Here is a 20,220-nt window from a genome sequence, read left to right as displayed (position 1 = left end):
ACGGACGGTCATGCGGGCCCTCCCCCGTCGAGCTCGGACGCTTCCGCCGGGCGCAGCAGCACCGCCCCCGTGGCGCACACCGCGAGCGCCACGGCCGCCGTGGCCAGCGCCGTGCGGTCGCCCCACGCGGTCCACGCCGCGCCGAAGGCGATCGAGCAGACGAAGCGGGCCGACGCCTGGCCGGTCTGGATCAACGCGAGCCCGCTGGAGCGCAGTTCAGCCGGGACGGCGCCCGCCGCCGCGGCCATCAGGACGCCGTCGGTCGCCGCGTAGAACAGGCCGTGCAGGGCTAGCACGACGTACGGCAGCGCAGCGCCGCGCCAGCCCGGCAGCAGCAGGGCGTACGCGCACAGCAGGGCCGCGTGGCCGCCGAGGAAGACCCGCCAGCGGCCCACCCGGTCGGCGAGGCGGCCCAGCGGCACGGCGAGCAGCAGGAACGCGGCCGCGGTGCCGAGCGGCAGCAGCGCGAACCAGCGGTCGGGCACGTCCATGCGGCGCTGGAGCAGCAGGTAGACGAAGGAGTCGCTGACCGTGGCCAGGCCCAACAGCAGGGCGCAGAGGGCGAGTCGGCGCACCTCGCGCTCGCCGAGCAGGGCCAGCGCCGCCTTGAGCGAGGCGCGCGGCGCGTCCGGGGCCCGCTCGGGGGCCGTGCGCCCGGGTACGAACAGCACCAGGACGAGCACGCCGACCGCCGCCACGCAGAAGCTGACCGTGAAGACGGCGTCGTACCCGTCCACCGCCCGACGGAGGATCAGGAACGCGACCAGCGGCCCGAGCAGCGCGCCCGCCGTGTCCATCGCGCGGTGCACGCCGAACGCCCGCCCGCGCGCCTCGGGCGCCGCGGCCAGCGAGATCATCGCGTCGCGCGGCGCCGTGCGCAGCCCCTTGCCCGTCCGGTCGGCCGCGAGCACCGCGCCGATCACCGGCAGCGAACCCGCCACCAGGAGCAGCGGTTTGCACACCGCCGACAGGCCGTAGCCGAAGACCGCGACGGCCTTGTGGCGCCCGCCCCGGTCGGCCAGATGCCCGCCGGCCAGCCGGACGAGCGCGCTGAAGCCGTTGTAGACGCCGTCGAGCAGGCCGAAGCCGAGCGGCGACAGGCCCAGGCCCGTGACCAGGTAGAGCGGCAGGACGGCGGTGACCATCTCCGAGGAGACGTCGGTGATCAGGCTGACCGTTCCCAGGGCCAGGACGGTCGGGGCCACGGCGGGACGCCGCCCGGTGGTGAGCCGGGCGGCGGGGGCCGCGGGAGTGCTGCGGCTGTCTGCTACGTACACGTCAGGAAGCCCAGATGCCCGTGATGTCCGAGGCGTTGGCGGCCTGGCCGGCGTGCGCGGTGCCGTACATGTCCTCGATGGTGCGCAGCAGGTTGTAGTGGTTGTACGTCGTCGAGGACGACGAGCCCGGGATCACCTGCTGGCCGTAGAGGACGGTCGGGATCTTGTTGCCCGCGAGCCGGTTGTCCTCGTCGAAGGTGACGACGAGCAGGCTGTTGTGGGTCTTGGCCCAGTCCGCGTACGCCTTCAGGTTGTTCTTGAGCCAGGTGTCACCGGTCGAGACCGAGCAGTCGTGCATGTCGCTGCACAGGTTCGGCACCACGAAGGAGACCTGCGGCAGCGTGGTGAAGTCGGTGGGGAACTGGGTCATCGTCTTGGCCGTGGAGGTCGGCACGTTGCTGAACGCGAACCAGGGGTTGTGCTTGCGGGCGTACTTGCCGCTGCTGCACGTGGTGGAGCCCTGGCTGGGCAGGGTCTCGTTGTAGCTGCCCCAGGTCCTGCCCGCGGCGATCAGCTCGGAGCCCAGGTTGGGCGCGGAGCTGAAGCCGGGGGTGTAGCAGCTGTCGTCCGTGACGCCCTGGTTGCTGCCCGAGAAGAGCTGGAGGTAGTTGGGCTGGCTCGGGTGCGTGACGCCGAACGACTGCGTGAGGTTGGCGCCGCCGCTCTTCAGCGAGTTGATGTACGGGGCGCTGGAGCTGCCGATGACTTGGCTGTACGCGTGGTTCTCGAAGACCACGACGACCGTGTGGTCGGGGGTGGGCACGGTCGCCGTCGTCGAGGCGGCGGACGTGCCCCCGAGCCCGGCCCACAGACCGGCGGACGCGGCGGCGAGACCGACGGCGGAGAACAGGGCGGTGCGGGTACGGCGGCGGGGTATGGACCAGCCGGACACGGCGGTACCTCCGGTGAGGGGGATTGTGGGGGGCGGTGCACCGAGAGGTTAGAGCGGGCTGTTGAAGACGGGAAGATCCTTGCGGGTGAAGGTAGTGGGAACGAATGGGGGTCGGTCGTTCGTCTGCAAGCCGTCTGTGGCTGGTCGCGCAGTTCCCCGCGCCCCTGGGTAGTCCGCCGCAGCCGGAGAACCCAGCTCAGCCACAGGCCTTTAGGGGCGCGGGGAACTGCGCGACCAGCCCGCCACCGGCCCGCAGTCGCCCCCAAAGCTCTACGCCCCGTAGAACAACCGCTCCACCACCGCCCGCGCCCGCCGCGTAACCCGGCGGTAGTCGTCGAGCATGTCCCCGACATGGCCCGGCTCGTAGCCGAGATAGCGCCCGACCGCCGCCAGCTCGCGCCCGTCGGACGGGAACGTGTCACCCGCCCGCCCACGTACCAGCATCACACCGTTCCGCACCCGTGTCGCCAGGACCCACGCGTCGTCCAGTATCACCGCGTCCTCGGTGGAGATCAGGCCCGCCGCATGGGCGGCGGAGAGCGCGTCCCGGGTCCGGGTGGTGCGCAGGCCCGGCTCGGCCCAGGCGTTCTGCATCTGGAGCAGCTGGACCGTCCACTCGACGTCCGAGAGGCCGCCGCGCCCCAGCTTGGTGTGGAGCGTGGGGTCGGCGCCGCGCGGCAGCCGTTCCGACTCCATCCGGGCCTTGAGGCGTCTGATCTCGCGCACCGCGTCGTCCCCGAGCCCCTCGGCCGGGTAGCGCAGCGGGTCGATCAGCTCGATGAACCGCCGCCCCAGCTCCTCGTCGCCCGCCATCGGCTCGGCGCGCAGCAGCGCCTGGCTCTCCCACACCAGGGACCAGCGGCGGTAGTACGCGGCGTACGAGGCCAGCGTGCGCACCATCGGGCCGCTCTTGCCCTCCGGCCGCAGATCCGCGTCGATCAGCAACGGCGGGTCGGCGGTGGGCAGTTGGAGCAGCCGACGCATCTCCGCGACGACCCGGTTGGCGGTCCGCGTCGCCTCCTGCTCGTCGACGAACTCGCGCGGCTCGTGGACGAACAGGACGTCCGCGTCCGAGCCGTAGCTCAGCTCGTGTCCGCCGAAGCGGCCCATGCCGATGACCGCGAACCGGGTGGGCAGGGTGTCGCCCCACTCCGCCCGCACGGCCGCCCGCAACGCACCCGCCAGCGTCGCCGCGTTGAGGTCCGTCACCGCGTTCCCGACCCGGTCGACCAGCTCCCCGGGGTCCTCCTCGGCCGGGCTGTCCTCCGTACCGTAGGAGCCGATCAGATCGGCCGCGGCGGTGCGGAACAGCTCCCGGCGCCGTACGCCGCGGGCCGCCGCGACCGCGCCCTCGGCGGACTCGGCGCGGCCCACCGCGGCCAGCACCTCCTGCTCCAGCGGCTCGCGCAGCCGGGGCTTGAGGCCCTCCGGGTCGCCCAGGATCGCCACCGCCTCGGGGGCGCGCAGCAGCAGGTCGGGGGCGAGGCGGCCGGCCGAGAGCACCCGGGCCAGGTTCTCGGCCGCCGCGCCCTCGTCGCGCAGCAGCCGCAGGTACCAGGGGGTCCTGCCGAGCGCGTCGGAGACCTTGCGGAAGCCCAGCAGGCCCGCGTCCGGGTCGGCCGAGTCGGCGAACCAGCCGAGGAGGACCGGCAGCAGGGTGCGCTGGATGGCGGCCTTGCGGGTCACGCCGGAGGAGAGCGCCTCCAGGTGCCGCAGGGCCGCCGCCGGGTCCGCGTACCCCAGGGCCTCCAGGCGCTGTCCGGCCGCGCGCGGGCTGAGCCGGGTCTCGCCGGGGGAGAGCTGGGCGACCGCGTCGAGCAGCGGCCGGTAGAAGAGCTTCTCGTGCAGCCGCCGCACCACCGAGGCGTGCTTCTTCCACTCCCGGTTGAGCGTGCTGACCGGCTCGGTGCGCAGGCCGAGCGAGCGGCCGAGGCGCCGCAGATCGGCCTCGTCCTCGGGGACGAGATGGGTGCGGCGCAGCCGGTACAGCTGGATGCGGTGCTCCATCGCGCGCAGGAAGCGGTACGCCTCGTCGAGCTGGGCGGCGTCCGCGCGCCCCACATAGCCGCCCGCCGCGAGCGCGCCGAGCGCGTCCAGGGTGGTGCCGCTGTGCAGGGTCGCGTCGCTGCGCCCGTGCACCAGCTGGAGGAGCTGGACGGCGAACTCGACGTCCCGCAGCCCGCCGGGCCCCAGCTTCAGTTCGCGGTCGACCTGGGCGGCCGGGATGTTGTCGACGACCCGGCGGCGCATCTTCTGCACGTCGGCGACGAAGTTGTCGCGCTCGGCGGCCTGCCACACCAGCGGGGAGACCGCCTCGATGTACGCGGCCCCCAGCTCCGGGTCCCCGGCCACCGCCCGCGCCTTCAGCAGCGCCTGGAACTCCCAGGTCTTCGCCCAGCGCTGGTAGTACGCGAGGTGCGAGGAGAGCGTGCGCACCAGCGGGCCGTTGCGGCCCTCGGGGCGCAGATTGGCGTCGACGGGCCAGATGGTGCCCTCGACGGTGGTCTCCGAGCAGATCCGCATCAGATGCGAGGCGAGCCGGGTGGCGGCCTGGAGCGCCTTGCGCTCGTCGGCGCCGTCCACCGGCTCCCCGACGAAGATCACGTCGACGTCGGAGACGTAGTTCAGCTCGTGGCCGCCGCACTTGCCCATCGCGATCACCGCGAGCCGGCATATCGCGGCGTCCTCGGGGGACGCGGTCCGGGCGATGGCGAGCGCGGCCCGCAGGGTCGCGGTGGCGAGATCCGCGAGCTCCGCGGCCGTCTCGGCCACGTCGGTGGTCCCGCACACATCACGTGCCGCTATGGCCAGCAGGCACCTGCGGTAGGCGACCCGCAGCGACACCGGGTCCTGGGCCCGGGCGAGGCCCCGCTCGAACTCCGCGACCCCGGGGTGCAGGTCCGCGGCCTCGTAGGTGACGAGCGCGTGCCAGTCGCGCGGATGCCGGGCCAGATGGTCACCGAGCGCCTCGGAGGCCCCCAGGACCCCGAGCAGCCGGTCCCGCAGCGGCTTGGCGGTGACGAGGGTGTCCAGCAGCGCCTGCCGCTCGGCCGGGTCCTGCGCCTCCACGATCCGTACCAGACCGGCGAGCGCCAGATCGGGGTCGGCGGTGGCCCCCAGCCCGTCCAGGAGCACCGGATCGGTGCGCACGGAGGCGAGCTCCGGGGTGTCGAGCAGCCGCTCGGCCGCCGACGGATCGGTGAAACCGAACCGCAGCAGCCGTGTGAAGGTGCTGCTCCTGCGCCCCGGCACCGCCGTCATCCCGCCGCCTCCCACTGCCACCGCGCCCGGCTCCGCGCCGGATCAAGGTCGGGTCCGAGCCTATCCGCAGCGGGCCGGGGGCGGGCAGGCGAGGAACGGCTACCCGCGTGCGGTGCCGGTGACCACGCGGCCGCGTGGCGCGTTCTCGACCCGCCGTGCCAGCCGGTGCGGCAGCTTCCCGTACCAGGCGTACGAGATCAGGAAGCCGAAGGCCAGGCAGATGATGCCGCCCACCGCGTCCAGCCAGAAGTGGTTGGCCGTCGAGACGATGACGACCAGGGTCGCCGCCGGGTAGAGCAGGCCGAGGATCCGCGCCCACGGCGCCTTGGCGAGCGCGAAGACGGTCAGGCCGCACCACAGCGACCAGCCGATGTGCATGGACGGCATCGCCGCGTACTGGTTCGACATGTTCTTCAGGTCGCCCGAGGCCATCGAGCCCCAGGTCTGGTGGACCAGGACGGTGTCGACGAAGCCGCCGCCGTTCATCAGGCGGGGCGGCGCCAGCGGGTAGAAGTAGTAGCCCACCAGGGCCACGCCGGTGGTGGCGAAGAGGATCAGCCGGGACGCCGCGTAACGGCCCGGGTGGCTGCGGAAGAGCCACACCAGGACGCCGATCGTCACCACGAAGTGGAGCGTGGCGTAGTAGTAGTTCATGCCGGTGATCAGCCATGTCACCGAGTTGACACTGTGGTTGACGGACCGCTCCACCGCGATGCCGAGGTGCTGCTCGACCGACCAGAGCCAGTCGGCGTTGTCGAGCGCCTGCGACTTCTGCTCGGGGACGGCGTTGCGGATCAGTGAGTACGTCCAGTAACTCACCGCGATCAGGAGGATTTCGAACCAGAGCCGGGGGCGGCGCGGGGTGCGCAGCCGCTGGAGGAGGGAATCGGCCGGAGGCGGATCCAGTGGCGGGACCGGCGGCGTCGGCGTTTCGGCGACGGGCTCTTCGCTGACGGGTGTGGGCGCAGCCGACGAGGCGGCCGACGGGGTGTCCGCCGTACCTTCCAGAGTCTTCACGGTCATTTCACCCATAGCGAGAGAGTCTGCCAGATGGACCTGTGCCCCGCAGATCGTCCTCCGGTCGGGTTCGGTCCGGATTCCTACTCCCAGTGGAGGACTCCTCACGGAGGAGAGGGTGACTCTTCCCTCGATTTTAGGCCGAAGCGGACAGCCGCCCCACCGGAGTGCTACTTGGGCGCCGGTCCAGAAGCGGTTGAACCGCGAACCACCAGCTCGGGCATGAACACGAACTCGCTGTGCGGGGCCGGGGTGCCGCCGATCTCCTCCAGGAGGGCGCGGACCGCCGCCTGCCCCATCGCCGTCACCGGCTTGCGGATCGTGGTCAGCGGGGGATCGGTGAACGCTATGAGGGGCGAGTCGTCGAAACCGACCACCGAGATGTCCTTGGGCACGTCGAGACCGCCCTGGCGGGCCGCCCGGATCGCGCCCAGCGCCATCATGTCGCTGGCGCACACCACCGCCGTGCACCCCGCCGCGATCAGCGCGGTGGTCGCGGCCTGGCCGCCCTCCAGGGTGTACAGCGAGTGCTGGACCAGCGCCTCCGCCTCGCCCGGCGTCAACCCGAGCGAGTCCTCCATCGCGGCCGTGAAGCCCTCGATCTTGCGCAGGACGGGGACGAACCGCTTGGGGCCCACCGCGAGGCCGATACGGGTGTGGCCGAGCGCCGCGAGGTGGGTGACCGCGAGCCGCATCGCGGCCCGGTCGTCGGGGGAGATGAAGGGCGCCTGCACCTTCGGCGAGAAGCCGTCCACCAGCACATACGGCACGCCCTGGGCGCGCAGCTGCTCGTAGCGGTCCATGTCGGCCGTGGTGTCGGCGTGCAGCCCGGAGACGAAGATGATGCCCGAGACGCCCCGGTCCACCAGCATCTCGGTGAGCTCGTCCTCGGTGGAGCCGCCGGGGGTCTGGGTGGCGAGGACCGGTGTGTACCCCTGGCGGGTGAGGGACTGGCCGATGACCTGGGCGAGCGCCGGGAAGATCGGGTTCTCCAGCTCCGGCGTTATCAGACCGACCAGCCCCGCGCTGCGCCTGCGCAGCCGCACCGGCCGCTCATAGCCGAGGACGTCGAGTGCGGCCAGCACGGATTCACGGGTGCCCGCGGCCACACCGGGCTTGCCGTTGAGCACGCGGCTGACTGTGGCTTCGCTGACCCCCGCCTGGGCTGCGATGTCGGCAAGCCGTGCGGTCACGGGATTGGACTGTACCGGTCGCACGTCAGATTGCCCACCAGACCGCTGATTCGGCGGGGATCGTGACGTTACCGCCGGTGAACTCCAGCGCCGAGGTGGACAGCAGCGGCCGCCCGGGGACCGTGAGTTGGGCCGCGTCCGCGCCTGTGTTGACCGTGCACACGAACCCCGGCCGGGCGAACGCCAGCACGTCCTCGGGCGCCTCCAGCCACTCCATCTCCCCGTCCCCGAGCCCCGGCAGCTCCCGGCGCAGCGCGAGCGCCGAGCGGTAGAGCTCCAGGGTCGAGCGCGGGTCGCCGGTCTGCGCCTCGACGGACAGCCCGCGCCAGGAGCTCGGCTGCGGCAGCCAGCTCCCGGCGCTGCCGAAGCCGTACGAGGGCCCCTCGGCGGTCCACGGGATGGGGACCCGGCAGCCGTCGCGGAAGCCGTCCTGGCCCTCGGCGCGGAAGAACGACGGGTCCTGGCGCACCTCGTCGGGCAGATCGGTCACCTCGGGCAGGCCGAGCTCCTCGCCCTGGTAGATATACGCGGAGCCGGGCAGCGCCAGCATCAGCAGGGCCGCGGCCCTGGCCCGGCGCAGACCCCGCTCGCCACCGCCGTAGCGGGTCGGGTGGCGCACCACGTCGTGGTTGGAGAGCACCCAGGTGGTCGGGGCGCCCACCGAGCGGGTCGCGGCCAGCGAGGCGTCGACGACCGCGCGCATCTCGGCCGCGTCCCACGGGCAGTTCAGGAACTGGAAGTTGAAGGCCTGGTGCAGTTCGTCCGGGCGTACGTACAGGGCGAGGCGCTCCGGCGAAGGCGCCCAGGCCTCGGCGACCGCGATGCGCTCCCCGTCGTAGGAGTCGAGCAGCCGCCGCCAGGAGCGGTGGATCTCGTGGACGCCGTCCTGGTCGAAGAACGGCAGCTCCTGGGCGCCGATCAGCTTGGCCTGCTCCCGGGCGCCGATGTCGGGCAGCCCGGCCGCCTTGACCATGCCGTGGGCCACGTCGATGCGGAAGCCGTCGACGCCGAGGTCGAGCCAGAACCGCAGCACCGACTCGAACTCGGCCCGCACCTCGGGGTGTTCCCAGTTGAGGTCGGGCTGCTCCGGGGCGAACAGGTGCAGATACCAGTCGCCGTCCTCGGTACGGGTCCAGGCCGGGCCGCCGAAGACCGACTCCCAGTCGTTGGGGGGCGCGGCGCCGCCCTGGGCGGGCACGGCGGCCCGCCTGCCCGGGTGGAAGTGGTAGCGGTCGCGCTCGGGGCCGCCGGCCAGCGCCGCGCGGAACCAGTGGTGCTGGTCGGAGGTGTGGTTGGGGACGATGTCGACGATCACGCGCAGGCCCAGCCGATGGGCCTCGCGGACCAGGTCGTCGGCGTCCTGGAGGTTCCCGAAGAGCGGGTCGACGGCCCGGTAGTCCGCCACGTCGTAGCCGCCGTCGGCCTGCGGGGAGGCGTAGAACGGGGTGAGCCAGACGGCGTCCGCGCCCAGCTCGGCGAGGTGCGGCAGACGGGCCCGGATGCCGGGCAGGTCGCCGATGCCGTCGCCGTCGCCGTCCGCGAAGGAGCGGACGTACACCTGGTAGATGACGGCGTCGCGCCACCAGCCGGTGCTCCCGGGGCCCCGGCCCCGGCCGCGGCCCGTGACGGCGGTGGTCGTGGTCAGCTCCTGCGTCATGAACGGGTCCCTCTCCAGTGGCCTGCACGGGGTCTTGCGACTACGGGATCAACGCCGCTGCACCTCGAAGGTAACAGTCCTGCAAGCTCTTGCGGAAGGCTTGCAAAGGCGGCGCGGGGCTCCCGGGCGTGCCCATGGAGTACGTACGCCCCTCCTGACAAGGCGTGCATCGGCAACCGTGTGGACACGCGGATGTAACGATCGACCGGCCTTGCAGAAATTCTTCGCAAGGTCTTTCGGTCTTCTTTCATCCTTGTTACGTTCCTGGCGATCCGGCGCCGTGATGGCGCGGCACCCGTTGAAGGAGTTCACATGCGACGTGGCATAGCGGCCACCGCGCTGGTCGCGACCCTGGCGCTCGCGGCGACGGCCTGCGGCGACAGCGACAGTGGTGACAGCGGCGAGAAGAAGAGCTCGGGCGAGCTCTCCGGCACCGTCACGTGGTGGGACACCTCGAACGACACCGAGAAGGCCACGTTCAAGAAGATCGCCGAGGACTTCCACGCGCAGCACCCCAAGGTCACCGTCAAGTACGTCAACGTGCCGTACGGCGACGCCCAGAACAAGATCAAGAACGCGTTCAGCAGCGGCTCCGACGCGCCGGACGTCATCCGCGCCGACGTCGGCTGGGTCGCCGACTTCGCCTCGCTCGGCTACCTGGACAAGGTGCCGGACGCCAAGGCCAAGGAAGTGGACTCCGCCTTCCTCAAGCAGGCCGCGGCCAGCGGCAGGTACGACGGCCAGATGTACGCCGTCCCGCAGGTCATCGACACCCTCGGCCTCTTCTACAACAAGAAGATGCTCAAGGACGCGGGCGTCGAGCCGCCGAAGACCCTCGAAGAGGTGAAGACGGCCGCCGCCGCCATCAAGTCCAAGACCGGCAAGACCGGCCTGTACCTGCGCGGCGACGACTCGTACTGGTTCCTGCCGTTCATCTACGGCGAGGGCGGCGACCTCGTCGACGCCAAGAACAAGAAGGTCACCGTCGACTCCCCGGCCGGGGTCAAGGCCTTCAAGGCCGCCCGCGACCTGGTCACCTCCGGCGCCGCGATCACCAACGCGACCGACGGCTGGAACAACATGGAGACCGCCTTCAAGTCGGGCAAGGTCGCCATGATGGTCAACGGCCCCTGGGCCGTGGCCGACGCCTACGCCGGCGACGAGTTCAAGGACAAGGCGAACCTCGGCATCGCCGCGGTCCCGGCCGGCTCGGCCGCGCAGGGCGCCCCGCAGGGCGGCCACGACCTCGCGGTCTACGCGGGCTCCAAGAACCGCGACGCCTCGCACGCCTTCGTGGACTACCTGACCTCGCAGACCGTCCAGGTGCAGACCACCAAGGCGCTCAGCCTGCTGCCGACCCGGACCGCCGCGTACGACCAGCCGGACGTCAAGTCCAACGAGATGGTCCAGTTCTTCAAGCCGGCCGTCGACAAGGCCGTCGAGCGCGCCTGGATCCCGGAGAACGGCGCCCTCTTCGAGCCGCTGAAGCTCCAGTTCACCAAGGCCGTGACCGGCGCCTCCTCGCCCGAGGACGCGGCCAAGGCCTCCGCCACCGCCTTCCACAAGATCCTCAAGGACTGGAAGTAACGGACCGGCAGCGGGAGACGGGTACTGACTGACATGACTGTCCACACCGGCCAGTCGACGGCGAAGGCCGCGGGCGAGGGCGCCCGCGGCCGGGGCCGCGCGACCGGCGAGCGCCCCGGCCGCCTGCGGCGGGCGCTCTCGACGCACTGGTACGCCTGGACGATGGTCGCCCCCGTGGTGATCGTCCTCGGCGTGATCATCGGATGGCCGCTCGGCCGCGGCATCTACCTGTCGCTGACCGACGCCAACGAACGCAACGTCGGCCGCACGATCGGCGCCAACCACATCGACGCCACGTACGAGTTCGTCGGCCTCGACAACTACGTGGACGTGCTGAACGACCCGATTTTCGTGCAGCGGCTGGTGTGGACCGTGGTGTGGACGGTGTGCTGTGTCTCCACCACGTTCCTGCTCGGCCTGGTCCTCGCGAACATGCTCAACCGGCAGTTCCGCGGCCGCGCCGCGTACCGGATGATGCTGATCCTGCCCTGGGCGGTGCCCGGCTTCGTCTCGGTGTTCGCCTGGCGCTTCCTCTTCAACCGCGACAACGGACTGCTGAACAAGGTCCTGGACGGCGGCGGCATCTCGGCGGTGCCGTGGCTGGACGACCCGACGTGGGCGAAGTTCTCGGTGATCGCGGTCAACGTCTGGCTCGGCGTGCCGTTCATGATGGTGGCGCTGCTCGGCGGGCTCCAGTCGATCCCGGGCGAGCTGTACGAGGCGGCGGAGATGGACGGGGCCGGGCCCTGGAAGCGCTTCCTCTACATCACCGTCCCCGGTCTGCGGGCGGTCTCCTCCACGGTGATCCTGCTCTCCACCATCTGGACGTTCAACATGTTCCCGGTGATCTTCCTGCTGACGCGAGGGGGTCCCGGCGACTCGACGGAGATCCTGGTGACCCAGGCGTTCCGCCAGGCCTTCGTGGAGAGCCCGCGGGACTTCGCGGGGTCGGCGACATGGGGCGTGCTGATCCTGGCGGTGCTGATGATCTTCGCCTTCGTGTACCGGCGGTCGCTTCGCAAGCAGGGAGAGGTGTGGTGACGATGTCGTCGCAACGCGGTAAGCGGTCGCCGCTGGCTTCGGTCGGTCTGCACGCCACGCTGATCGGGGCGTCGGTCATCGCCGTCTTCCCCGTCCTGTGGGTGCTGCTGACCTCGCTGAAGCCGGCGAAGTACGCGATCACCACGGACTTCTTCAAGGACACGACGCTCGACAACTACCGCTATCTGGTGGACAAGACGAGCTTCTTCACCTGGTTCGGGAACTCGGCGCTGATCGCCGGGGTGACGACGCTGCTCGGCGTCTTCATCTCCGCGACGACCGGTTACGCGGTCAGCCGCTTCAAGTTCCCCGGTATGCGCCCGCTGATGTGGACGCTGCTGATCACCCAGATGTTCCCGATGGCGATCCTGATCGTCCCCCTCTACAACCTGATGGGCCAGCTGGGGCTGCTGAACCAGCCGGTGGGCCTGATCATCACGTATCTGACGATCGCCGTCCCGTTCTGCGCCTGGATGATGAAGGGCTTCTTCGACGGGATCCCGGTGGAGATCGACGAGTCGGGGCGGGTGGACGGGCTGAACCCGTTCGGCACGTTCTGGCGCCTGATCCTGCCGCTGGCGAAGCCCGGGCTCGCGGTGACGGCGTTCTACTCCTTCATCACGGCGTGGGGCGAGGTCGCGTACTCGTCGGCGTTCATGGTGGGCGACGAGAACCTGACGCTGGCGGGCGGCCTTCAGACGTTCGTGACGCAGTACACGGCGAACTGGGGGCCGATGACGGCGGCGTCCGTGCTGATCGCGGTGCCGGCGGCGGTGTTCTTCCTGTTCGCGCAGAAGCATCTGGTTGCGGGGATGACGGCGGGGGCGACGAAGGGGTGAGGTGGTTATGCCCCCACCCCGCCCGTTCCCTTAAGCCCTCTGGCGGGCGGCCGGGCGGTGGGCTGCGCCCCCTGGTCCCCGCTGATCGGGCTGCGCCCGGGTCGCCTTTTGTCTGCGGACCGTCTGGGGCTGGTCGCGCAGTTCCCCGCGCCCCTACAGGGGCGCCCCGCAGGGGCGCATTTAAGGGGCGCGGGGAACTGCGCGAGCAACCCACCACGGTCCGCAGACGAACGGGGTCCGAGGGCGTAGCCCCCGGGAGGACTCACCCTCGGCCCGCCGCAGGCGCAGGCGCAGCCCACCCGCGTCAAGGAAAACCCACCACCCACACCGACCCAGGGACGAAATGACCCCGCACCTCACCGCCTCCGCCACCGCACCCACCCGCACCAACTGGTGGCAGGACGCCGTGATCTACCAGGTCTATCCGCGCAGCTTCGCCGATGCCAACGGCGACGGGATGGGGGACCTCGACGGCGTACGCCACAAGCTCCCGTACCTCCGCGACCTCGGCGTCGACGCCGTCTGGCTCTCCCCCTTCTACGCCTCCCCGCAGGCCGACGCCGGCTACGACGTCGCCGACTACCGCGCCATCGACCCGATGTTCGGCACCCTGCACGACGCCGACGCCCTGATCAGGGACGCCCACGAGCTCGGGCTGCGCATCATCGTCGACCTCGTCCCCAACCACTCCTCCGACCAGCACGAGTGGTTCAAGCGCGCCCTGCGGGAGGGGCCTGGCTCGGCGCTGCGGAGCCGGTACCACTTCCGGCCGGGGCGCGGCGCGGACGGCGAACTGCCGCCCAACGACTGGGAGTCCATCTTCGGCGGGCCCGCCTGGACCCGTACCGAGGACGGCGAGTGGTATCTGCACCTGTTCGCCCCGGAGCAGCCCGACTTCAACTGGGAGCACCCCGCCGTCGCCGACGAGTTCCGCTCGATCCTGCGGTTCTGGCTGGACATGGGCGTCGACGGGTTCCGCGTCGACGTCGCCCACGGGCTCGTCAAGGCGGCCGGGCTGCCCGACATCGGCGGCAGCGACCAGCTCAAGCTGCTGGGCAACGATGTCATGCCGTTCTTCGACCAGGACGGCGTCCACGAGATCTACCGCTCCTGGCGCCTGATCCTCGACGAGTACCCCGGCGAGCGCATAGCCGTCGCCGAGGCGTGGACGCCCACCGTGGAGCGCACGGCCCATTACGTACGCCCCGACGAGCTGCACCAGGCCTTCAACTTCCAGTACCTGGGCGCCCCTTGGGACGCCGAGGAGCTGCGCGAGGTCATCGACGTCTCGCTCGCCGCGATGCGCCCGGTCGGCGCCCCCGCGACCTGGGTGCTCTCCAACCACGACGTGACCCGGCACGCCACCCGTTTCGCCAACCCGCCCGGCCTCGGCACCCAGCTGCGCACCCCGGGCGACCGCGAGCTCGGGCTGCGCCGGGCGCGCGCCGCGACCCTGCTGATGCTGGCGCTGCCGGGGTCCGCCTACCTCTACCAGGGCGAGGAGCTCGGCCTCCCGGACGTCACCGATCTGCCCGACGAGGTGCGCCAGGATCCGTCGTTCTTCCGCGCCGAGGGCCAGGACGGCTTCCGCGACGGCTGCCGGGTCCCCCTTCCGTGGACCGCCGACGGCCCCTCGTACGGCTTCGGCAGCGGCGGCAGCTGGCTGCCCCAGCCCGCGTCGTGGGGCGCGCTCTCCGTCGAGGCGCAGACCGGCGACCCGCACTCCACGCTGGAGCTCTACCGCGCCGCCCTCGCCGCCCGCCGCGAGCACCCCGGCCTCGGCTCGGGCGATACCGTCAGCTGGCTGGAGGCCCCGCGAGGCGTCCTCGCGTTCGCCCGCGAGGGGTTCGTCTGCACGGTCAACCTCACCGCCGAACCGGTGCGCCTGCCCGCTCCGGGCAAGCCCCTCCTCGCCAGCGACGGCCGTGAAGTCGCCCTGGACGGCGGCGAGTTCGTCCTCGAAGCCGACACCACCGTGTGGTGGGCGGTGTGACCGACGCCGGGCCGCGCCTCGCCGACATCGCCTCGCAGGCGGCCGTCAGCGAGGCCACCGTCAGCCGGGTGCTCAACGGGCGTCCGGGCGTCGCCGACGCCACCCGGCAGCGGGTGCTCGCGGCCCTGGACGTCCTCGGCTGGGAGCGGCCCGCCCAGCTGCGCCACCGCAGCGCCGGACTCGTCGGCCTGGTCACCCCGGAGCTCACCAACCCCATCTTCCCCGCCTTCGCCCAGGCCGTGGAGCAGGTGCTCGCCGGGCACGGGTACACCCCGGTGCTCTGCACCCAGCTGCCCGGCGGGGCGACCGAGGACGAGCTGGTCGAGCAGCTGGAGGAGCGCGGGGTCAACGGCATCGTGTTCCTGTCGGGGCTGCACGCCGACACCTCCGCCGACCCCGCCCGCTATCTGGCGCTCACCGAGCGCGGGGTGCCGTTCGTGCTGGTCAACGGGTACAACGAGCGCATCCGCGCGCCCTTCGTCTCGCCCGACGACCACGCGGCGATGGCGATGGCGGTCGGCCATCTCGCCGACCTCGGCCACACCCGGATCGGTCTGGCGGCCGGGCCGCTCCGATACGTGCCCTCGCGCCGCAAGGCCGAGGGGTTCGCGGCCGCGCTGGGGGAGCGGTTCGGACTGCGCCGCGAGGAGGCCGCCGCGTACATGGGGCACACCCTCTTCAGCGTCGAGGGCGGCCAGGTGGCGGCGGGCGCGCTGCTCGACCAGGGCTGTACGGGCGTGGTGTGCGCCAGCGACATGATGGCGCTCGGCGCGGTCCGCGCGGCGCGCGAGCGCGGGCTCGACGTACCGAAGGACATCTCGGTGGTGGGCTTCGACGACTCGCGGCTGATCGCGTTCACCGACCCGCCGCTGACCACCGTCCGCCAGCCCGTGCGGGCGATGGCGACGGCCGCGGTGGGCGCGCTGCTCGAGGAGATCCGGGGGAACCCGGTGCAGCGCACGGAGTTCGTCTTCCAGCCGGAGCTGGTGGTACGGGGGTCCACCGCGCGCGTACGGGAGTGAGTGGGGGAGTGCGTACGGGAGTGACCGGTCGACGTCCGTCGGTGTTCTCCGTACGCGCGGAAATGGCGTTGTCCCGACCGCTCCTGGCCTGTTTGCGACTGTTTCTGGTTGAACCGGGGGATCGCGTCGGGACTGGGCCGTTCTCTGGTCCAAACTGTGCCCCGTGTTGGGGAATCTTCCAGCGGAGACCACGAGTTTCGTCGGCCGGTCGGTCGAACTGGCCACCCTGGACCGCCTGTTGCGGGGCCACCGGCTCGTCACGGTCACCGGCCCGGGCGGCGTCGGCAAGTCCCGGCTCGCCCTGCGCGCCGCGCGCGGCCGCGACGCCTTCTGCCCCGACGGGGTGTGGTGGATCGAGCTGTCGCCGCTGTGCGACCCGGAACTGCTCGCCGCCACCGTCGCCGACCACCTGGGCGTCACCGACCAGACCACCCGCACCGCCGCCGAGGCGCTGTGCGGCTGGCTCGGCGACAAACGGCTGCTCCTGGTCCTGGACACCTGCGAGCACCTGGTCTCCGCCTGCGGCCACCTCATCGGGGAGCTGCTCCAGACCTCGCCGGGGCTCACCGTCCTGGCCACCAGCCGGCAGTCCCTGGGGCGCCCGGAGGAACGTGTCTTCTCGCTCGGCCCGCTGCCGCCCGAGGGGGCCGCGCTCACCCTCTTCAAGCAGCGCGCCGTCGACGCCGTCCCGTACCTGTCGCTGAAGTCCTTCGAGACCCCGGCCCGCGCCGAGGCGGCCGCCGCCGTCTGCCGCAGACTCGACGGCATCCCGCTCGCCCTCGAACTCGCGGGCGCCCGGCTGCGGTTGTGGAGCGTGGAGCAGCTCGCCGAACGGCTCGACTCGCGCTTCGAGGTCCTCGCCGACACCCGGGCCGCCCGGCTGCCCCGCCACCAGACCATGCGCACCACCATCGGCTGGAGCCACGAGCTGTGCGCCCCGCTGGAGCGGCTGCTGTGGGCCCGGCTCTCGGTGTTCGCCGGGGCCTTCGACCTGGAGGCCGCCGAGGAGGTCGCCGCGGGCGGCCCGCTCGCCCCCGAGGCCGTCGGGCCCGCGCTCGCGGGCCTGGTCGCCAAGTCCGTCGTACGGGTCAGGACGCACCGGGGCCGGGCCGGGTACCGGATGCTCGACACCATCCGCGAGTACGGCCGCCAGTGGCTCGGCGAGCTCGGCGAGGAGGCGGCCGTGGCCCGCCGCCACGCCGAGCGCTGCCGCCGCCTGGCCCGCGCCGCCGAGGCCGAGTGGATGGGCCCCGACCAGGTGGAGTGGTACGAGCGGCTGGCCGCCGGGCACGCCGATCTGCGCACCGCCCTCGACCATCTGCTGGCGGCCGACCCCGACGCCGCGCTCGACCTGGCGTCCTCGCTCTGGTTCTTCTGGTTCTGCTGCGGGCACCTGCGCGAGGGCCGCGGCTTCCTGGAGCGCGCCCTCGCCCTCGGCCCCGGGCCCGGCCCGCGCCGCGACCGCGCCGAGTGGGCGCTCGGCATGACCGCCTTCCTCCAGGGCGACATGGAGACCGCGCTGCGGCACGGCAGACGGTGCGCGGCGAACGCCGCCGGCCCCGAGTCCCGGCTGCGCGCCGCCTATCTGCTCGGCGGCGCCATCCTGATGCCGGGCGACGCCGAGGGCGCCCTCGACGTGCTCACCCCGGCCATCGACGCGGCCGACGACGACCTCTCGCCCGGCCTCGCCCTGGCCGCGCTCGCCCGGATCTACGCCCTCACCAACCTCGGCCGCATCCGCGAGGCGGCCGCCGAGGCGACCTGGCTGCGCGACCAGTGCGCGAGCCGGGGCGAGCGCTGGATGCGGGCGTACGCCGACTACATGCTCGCCGTCACCGCGCTGGCGCTCGGCCGCGCCACCGAGGCGGCCGAGCACGTGCGCGCCATGCTCACCGGCAAGCAGCTGCTCCACGACAGCTTCGGCATCGCCATCGGCCTCGACCTGCTCGCCTGCGCGCTCGCCGCCCGGGGCGACGGCGAGGAGGGCGCCCTGGTCCTCGGCATCGGGCAGGAGTACTGGCGTACCGTCGGCAAGGCCCAGATGGGCGCGCCCCGGCTGACCGCCGTGCGCGAGGAGTGCGAGCGCCGGGCCAGGGCCGCCGTCGGGGACCAGGCGTACGACAGCGCGTTCCGCCGGGGGGCGCGCGCCGGGCTCGACCAGGGCCTCAGCTACGCCCTCAAGGGTGATTTCGCACAGGGAAGTTGACCAGGGACCCCTGTGGACGGCCCGCGCGCTACCGTGTGGACGTAATCGCTGCCCGGTCCGCACCACGCCCAAATGGGGCCCGACGGCCCCACGGGGGATGAGCCGTGAACCCGTCCCGTACCACCGTGCTGGTCGTCGACGACATCGACGCCAACCGCTACGCCATGGGCGCGGTCCTGCGGCGCGCGGGCCACCGGGTGGTGCCGCTGGCCACCGCCGCCGACGCCCTGGTCGAGCTCGACGCCCGGGTCAGGAACGGCGTCCTGCCCGACGCGGCCCTGGTCGACGTGGGCCTGCCCGACATGGACGGCTTCGAGCTGTGCCGCCGCATCAAGGCGCACCCCGAGATCGCCACCATGCCCGTGGTGCACTTCTCGGCCGCGGCCACCACCCCGCGCGACCGCACCCGGGGCCTGGACGCGGGCGCCGAGGCCTATCTCGCCGTGCCCGTCGAGCCCGAGGAGATCCAGGCCGTCGTCCGGGCCGCCCTGCGCGGCGCCCGCTTCCGCCACGACGCCGACGCCCGCGCGGGCCGCCTCGCCCGCCTGGCCACCGCCACCACCGAGCTGTACGGGACGAGTTGCCCCCAGGAGCTCGCCGACACGGCCGCCGCAGCGGTCACCGCCCTGCTCCGCTGCCGGGCCGCCGCCTACGTCTTCGGCGCCGACGGCACGCTGTACGCGGGCGGCCCGCCGCGCAACGAGCCCGCGGCCACCACCGCCGCGGTCGCCCCGCTGCTCCAGCGGGCCATGGCGGGCTGCACCGGCGTACGGTCGCGGATCGCGCCCGCGCCGCTGTGGCCCTCCGGGGTGCTGCCGACCGGCGAGGAGGAGGGCGACGCCCGGCTGGTACTGGCCCGCAGCCGCGCCGACCAGCCGCCGGTCTGCCTGGCCACCCCCGTCCACGCCACCGGCGGCCAGGACACCCGCGCCCTGCTCGCCCATCTCGCCGAGGCCACCGCGCTGGCCGCCGAGTCGCTGCGCAGCGCCGCCGAGGAGCGGCACATCGCGCTCACCCTCCAGCGCAGCTTCCTGCCCCAGCACCAGCCCCGGCTCCCCGGCGCCGACGTCGCCGTGCGCTATGTGCCCGCCTCCACCCGCGCCGAGATCGGCGGCGACTTCTACACCGCGCTGCCCACCCCCGACGGACTCCTCGTCGGCGTCGGCGACGTCGTGGGCCACTCGCTCGACGCGGCCACCGTCATGGTCGAACTGCGCCACGCGCTACGGGCGTACGCGACCGACGAGCGCGACCCGGCCGTGCTGGTGCGCCGACTGGACCGGATGCTCCAGCTCTACCACCCGGAGGCCACCGCCACCCTCTGCCTCGCCCTCATCGACCCGCTGCTCGGCCGCGCCCGGATCGCCAACGCGGGCCACATACCGCCGCTGGTCTCCTCCCGCCGGGGCGGGACGGACTACCTCGACGTCCACGGCCCGCTGCTCGGCCTCGGTCTCGACCACCCCGGCCCGTACCGCCACCAACTCGCCTCCGGCGACGTCCTGTTGATGGTGACGGACGGCCTCATCGAGACCCGGGGCACCGACCTCGCGCTCTCCATGGAGCGGCTGCGCCTGCTCGCGGCGGCGAACGCCGCGCGCGGCACGGGAGCGCTGTGCGACGCGCTGCTGGGCGCGTTCGGCAGCCGCGAGGACGACGTGGCGCTGCTGGCCCTGCGGCTCACCGGGCTCGTCTGACGTCAGCCGAGCCGCTTCTCCATCAGGACGACCGCGTAGTTGCTGCCGCCTCCGCCCTCCTTGAACGGCTGCTCTCCGGCCACCGCGTACCCGGCCCGCTCGTAGTAGGTGCGAAGCCCCGGGCTGGAGGCCTTGAAGTCGAGGCGGGACAGGGGGCGCCCGGCCGCCGCGATGCGCTGCTCGGCGTGGGCGAGCAGGGCGCGGCCGGTTCCGGCGGGCGCGAGCGTACGGTCGGTCATCAGCCGGTGCACATAGCCCGCCTCCGGCGGCCGCACGCCCCAGGCGGGCTCGTCCCGCCACCACAGCTCGTACGCCCCGGCCACCCCGCCGTCCGTCAGCGCGAGCCAGACCTCGCCCTCCGCGATCCGCCGCCGGAAGTGGTCCGCGTCCTTCTCGCCGGGCTGCCACTGGTCGATGCCGGTGGATTGCATCCAGCGGGCGGCGCGGTCGTAGAGGGCGACGAGGGCGGGGACGTCCTCTTGCGAGGCCCGGCGGAACGTGAGGGGTGTCGTCATGGTGATCACGGTACGGGTGGGTG

Annotated in this window: 14 protein-coding genes; 7 read left to right on the top strand and 7 right to left on the bottom strand. The window is 72.6% G+C overall.

The window, feature by feature from the left end; translation table 11 throughout:
* Window positions 1-8 precede the first annotated feature (8 nt).
* The 6 genes from BX283_RS14600 to BX283_RS14575 form a co-directional block, all read right to left on the bottom strand.
* Window positions 9-1,277: an MFS transporter gene (locus BX283_RS14600; protein WP_101388058.1), complete on the bottom strand. Its 1,269-nt coding sequence runs from the start codon at window positions 1,275-1,277 to the stop codon at window positions 9-11.
* A 1-nt stretch (window position 1,278) separates the two neighbouring features.
* The gene (locus BX283_RS14595) at window positions 1,279-2,169 is read right to left on the bottom strand and encodes an alkaline phosphatase family protein (protein ID WP_101388057.1); all 891 of its coding nucleotides are present in this window, start codon (window positions 2,167-2,169) and stop codon (window positions 1,279-1,281) included.
* A gap of 270 nt (window positions 2,170-2,439) precedes the next feature.
* On the bottom strand, window positions 2,440-5,430 hold the full coding sequence (locus BX283_RS14590; RefSeq protein ID WP_101388056.1) for a bifunctional [glutamine synthetase] adenylyltransferase/[glutamine synthetase]-adenylyl-L-tyrosine phosphorylase: 2,991 nt from the start codon (window positions 5,428-5,430) through the stop codon (window positions 2,440-2,442).
* A gap of 99 nt (window positions 5,431-5,529) precedes the next feature.
* On the bottom strand, window positions 5,530-6,462 hold the full coding sequence (locus BX283_RS14585; RefSeq protein ID WP_180357156.1) for a phosphatase PAP2 family protein: 933 nt from the start codon (window positions 6,460-6,462) through the stop codon (window positions 5,530-5,532).
* 155 nt (window positions 6,463-6,617) lie between these two features.
* A complete protein-coding gene (locus tag BX283_RS14580; RefSeq protein WP_306822803.1) occupies window positions 6,618-7,640 on the bottom strand; it encodes a LacI family DNA-binding transcriptional regulator in 1,023 nt (340 codons plus the stop codon).
* Between the two features lie 25 nt (window positions 7,641-7,665).
* Window positions 7,666-9,297 carry a glycoside hydrolase family 13 protein gene (locus BX283_RS14575; protein WP_101388054.1) on the bottom strand — a complete coding sequence of 544 codons (1,632 nt, stop codon included), beginning with the start codon at window positions 9,295-9,297 and terminating at the stop codon, window positions 7,666-7,668.
* Between the two features lie 312 nt (window positions 9,298-9,609).
* On the opposite strand from BX283_RS14575, the gene BX283_RS14570 reads away from it, so the two are divergent.
* The 7 genes from BX283_RS14570 (at window position 9,610) to BX283_RS14540 (ending at window position 19,682) form a co-directional block, all read left to right on the top strand.
* Window positions 9,610-10,884 (top strand): extracellular solute-binding protein, encoded by a 1,275-nt coding sequence (locus tag BX283_RS14570; RefSeq protein WP_101388053.1) that lies wholly within the window; start codon window positions 9,610-9,612, stop codon window positions 10,882-10,884.
* Between the two features lie 33 nt (window positions 10,885-10,917).
* Window positions 10,918-11,925: a carbohydrate ABC transporter permease gene (locus BX283_RS14565; RefSeq protein WP_101388052.1), complete on the top strand. Its 1,008-nt coding sequence runs from the start codon at window positions 10,918-10,920 to the stop codon at window positions 11,923-11,925.
* A 2-nt stretch (window positions 11,926-11,927) separates the two neighbouring features.
* Window positions 11,928-12,764 carry a sugar ABC transporter permease gene (locus BX283_RS14560; protein WP_180357155.1) on the top strand — a complete coding sequence of 279 codons (837 nt, stop codon included), beginning with the start codon at window positions 11,928-11,930 and terminating at the stop codon, window positions 12,762-12,764.
* 343 nt (window positions 12,765-13,107) lie between these two features.
* Window positions 13,108-14,757 (top strand): glycoside hydrolase family 13 protein, encoded by a 1,650-nt coding sequence (locus tag BX283_RS14555; protein ID WP_101388050.1) that lies wholly within the window; start codon window positions 13,108-13,110, stop codon window positions 14,755-14,757.
* Complete coding sequence (locus BX283_RS14550) at window positions 14,754-15,779, top strand: LacI family DNA-binding transcriptional regulator (protein WP_257582800.1); 1,026 nt, start codon at window positions 14,754-14,756, stop codon at window positions 15,777-15,779. The genes BX283_RS14555 and BX283_RS14550 overlap by 4 nt, the downstream gene beginning before the upstream one ends.
* A gap of 163 nt (window positions 15,780-15,942) precedes the next feature.
* Complete coding sequence (locus BX283_RS14545; RefSeq protein WP_101388048.1) at window positions 15,943-17,985, top strand: NB-ARC domain-containing protein; 2,043 nt, start codon at window positions 15,943-15,945, stop codon at window positions 17,983-17,985.
* A gap of 104 nt (window positions 17,986-18,089) precedes the next feature.
* Complete coding sequence (locus tag BX283_RS14540) at window positions 18,090-19,682, top strand: fused response regulator/phosphatase (protein ID WP_306822802.1); 1,593 nt, start codon at window positions 18,090-18,092, stop codon at window positions 19,680-19,682.
* A gap of 2 nt (window positions 19,683-19,684) precedes the next feature.
* Here the strand turns inward: BX283_RS14540 and BX283_RS14535 are convergent, their stop codons facing one another.
* The gene (locus tag BX283_RS14535; protein WP_101392334.1) at window positions 19,685-20,197 is read right to left on the bottom strand and encodes a GNAT family N-acetyltransferase; all 513 of its coding nucleotides are present in this window, start codon (window positions 20,195-20,197) and stop codon (window positions 19,685-19,687) included.
* Window positions 20,198-20,220: the final 23 nt, after the last annotated feature.

This window comes from Streptomyces sp. TLI_146, assembly GCF_002846415.1.
Lineage (GTDB): Bacteria > Actinomycetota > Actinomycetes > Streptomycetales > Streptomycetaceae > Streptomyces.
Note: the sequence above shows the minus strand (reverse complement) of the source record. Positions and strands in the feature narration are given on the sequence as shown.

Bases quoted from the DNA above. Each gene is read 5' to 3' on its own strand.
- BX283_RS14590 (WP_101388056.1), bottom strand. From the start codon at position 5,430: ATGACGGCGGTGCCGGGGCGCAGGAGCAGCACCTTCACACGGCTGCTG.
- BX283_RS14585 (WP_180357156.1), bottom strand. From the start codon at position 6,462: ATGGGTGAAATGACCGTGAAGACTCTGGAAGGTACGGCGGACACCCCG.
- BX283_RS14575 (WP_101388054.1), bottom strand. From the start codon at position 9,297: ATGACGCAGGAGCTGACCACGACCACCGCCGTCACGGGCCGCGGCCGG.
- BX283_RS14570 (WP_101388053.1), top strand. From the start codon at position 9,610: ATGCGACGTGGCATAGCGGCCACCGCGCTGGTCGCGACCCTGGCGCTC.
- BX283_RS14565 (WP_101388052.1), top strand. From the start codon at position 10,918: ATGACTGTCCACACCGGCCAGTCGACGGCGAAGGCCGCGGGCGAGGGC.
- BX283_RS14560 (WP_180357155.1), top strand. From the start codon at position 11,928: ATGTCGTCGCAACGCGGTAAGCGGTCGCCGCTGGCTTCGGTCGGTCTG.
- BX283_RS14555 (WP_101388050.1), top strand. From the start codon at position 13,108: ATGACCCCGCACCTCACCGCCTCCGCCACCGCACCCACCCGCACCAAC.
- BX283_RS14535 (WP_101392334.1), bottom strand. From the start codon at position 20,197: ATGACGACACCCCTCACGTTCCGCCGGGCCTCGCAAGAGGACGTCCCC.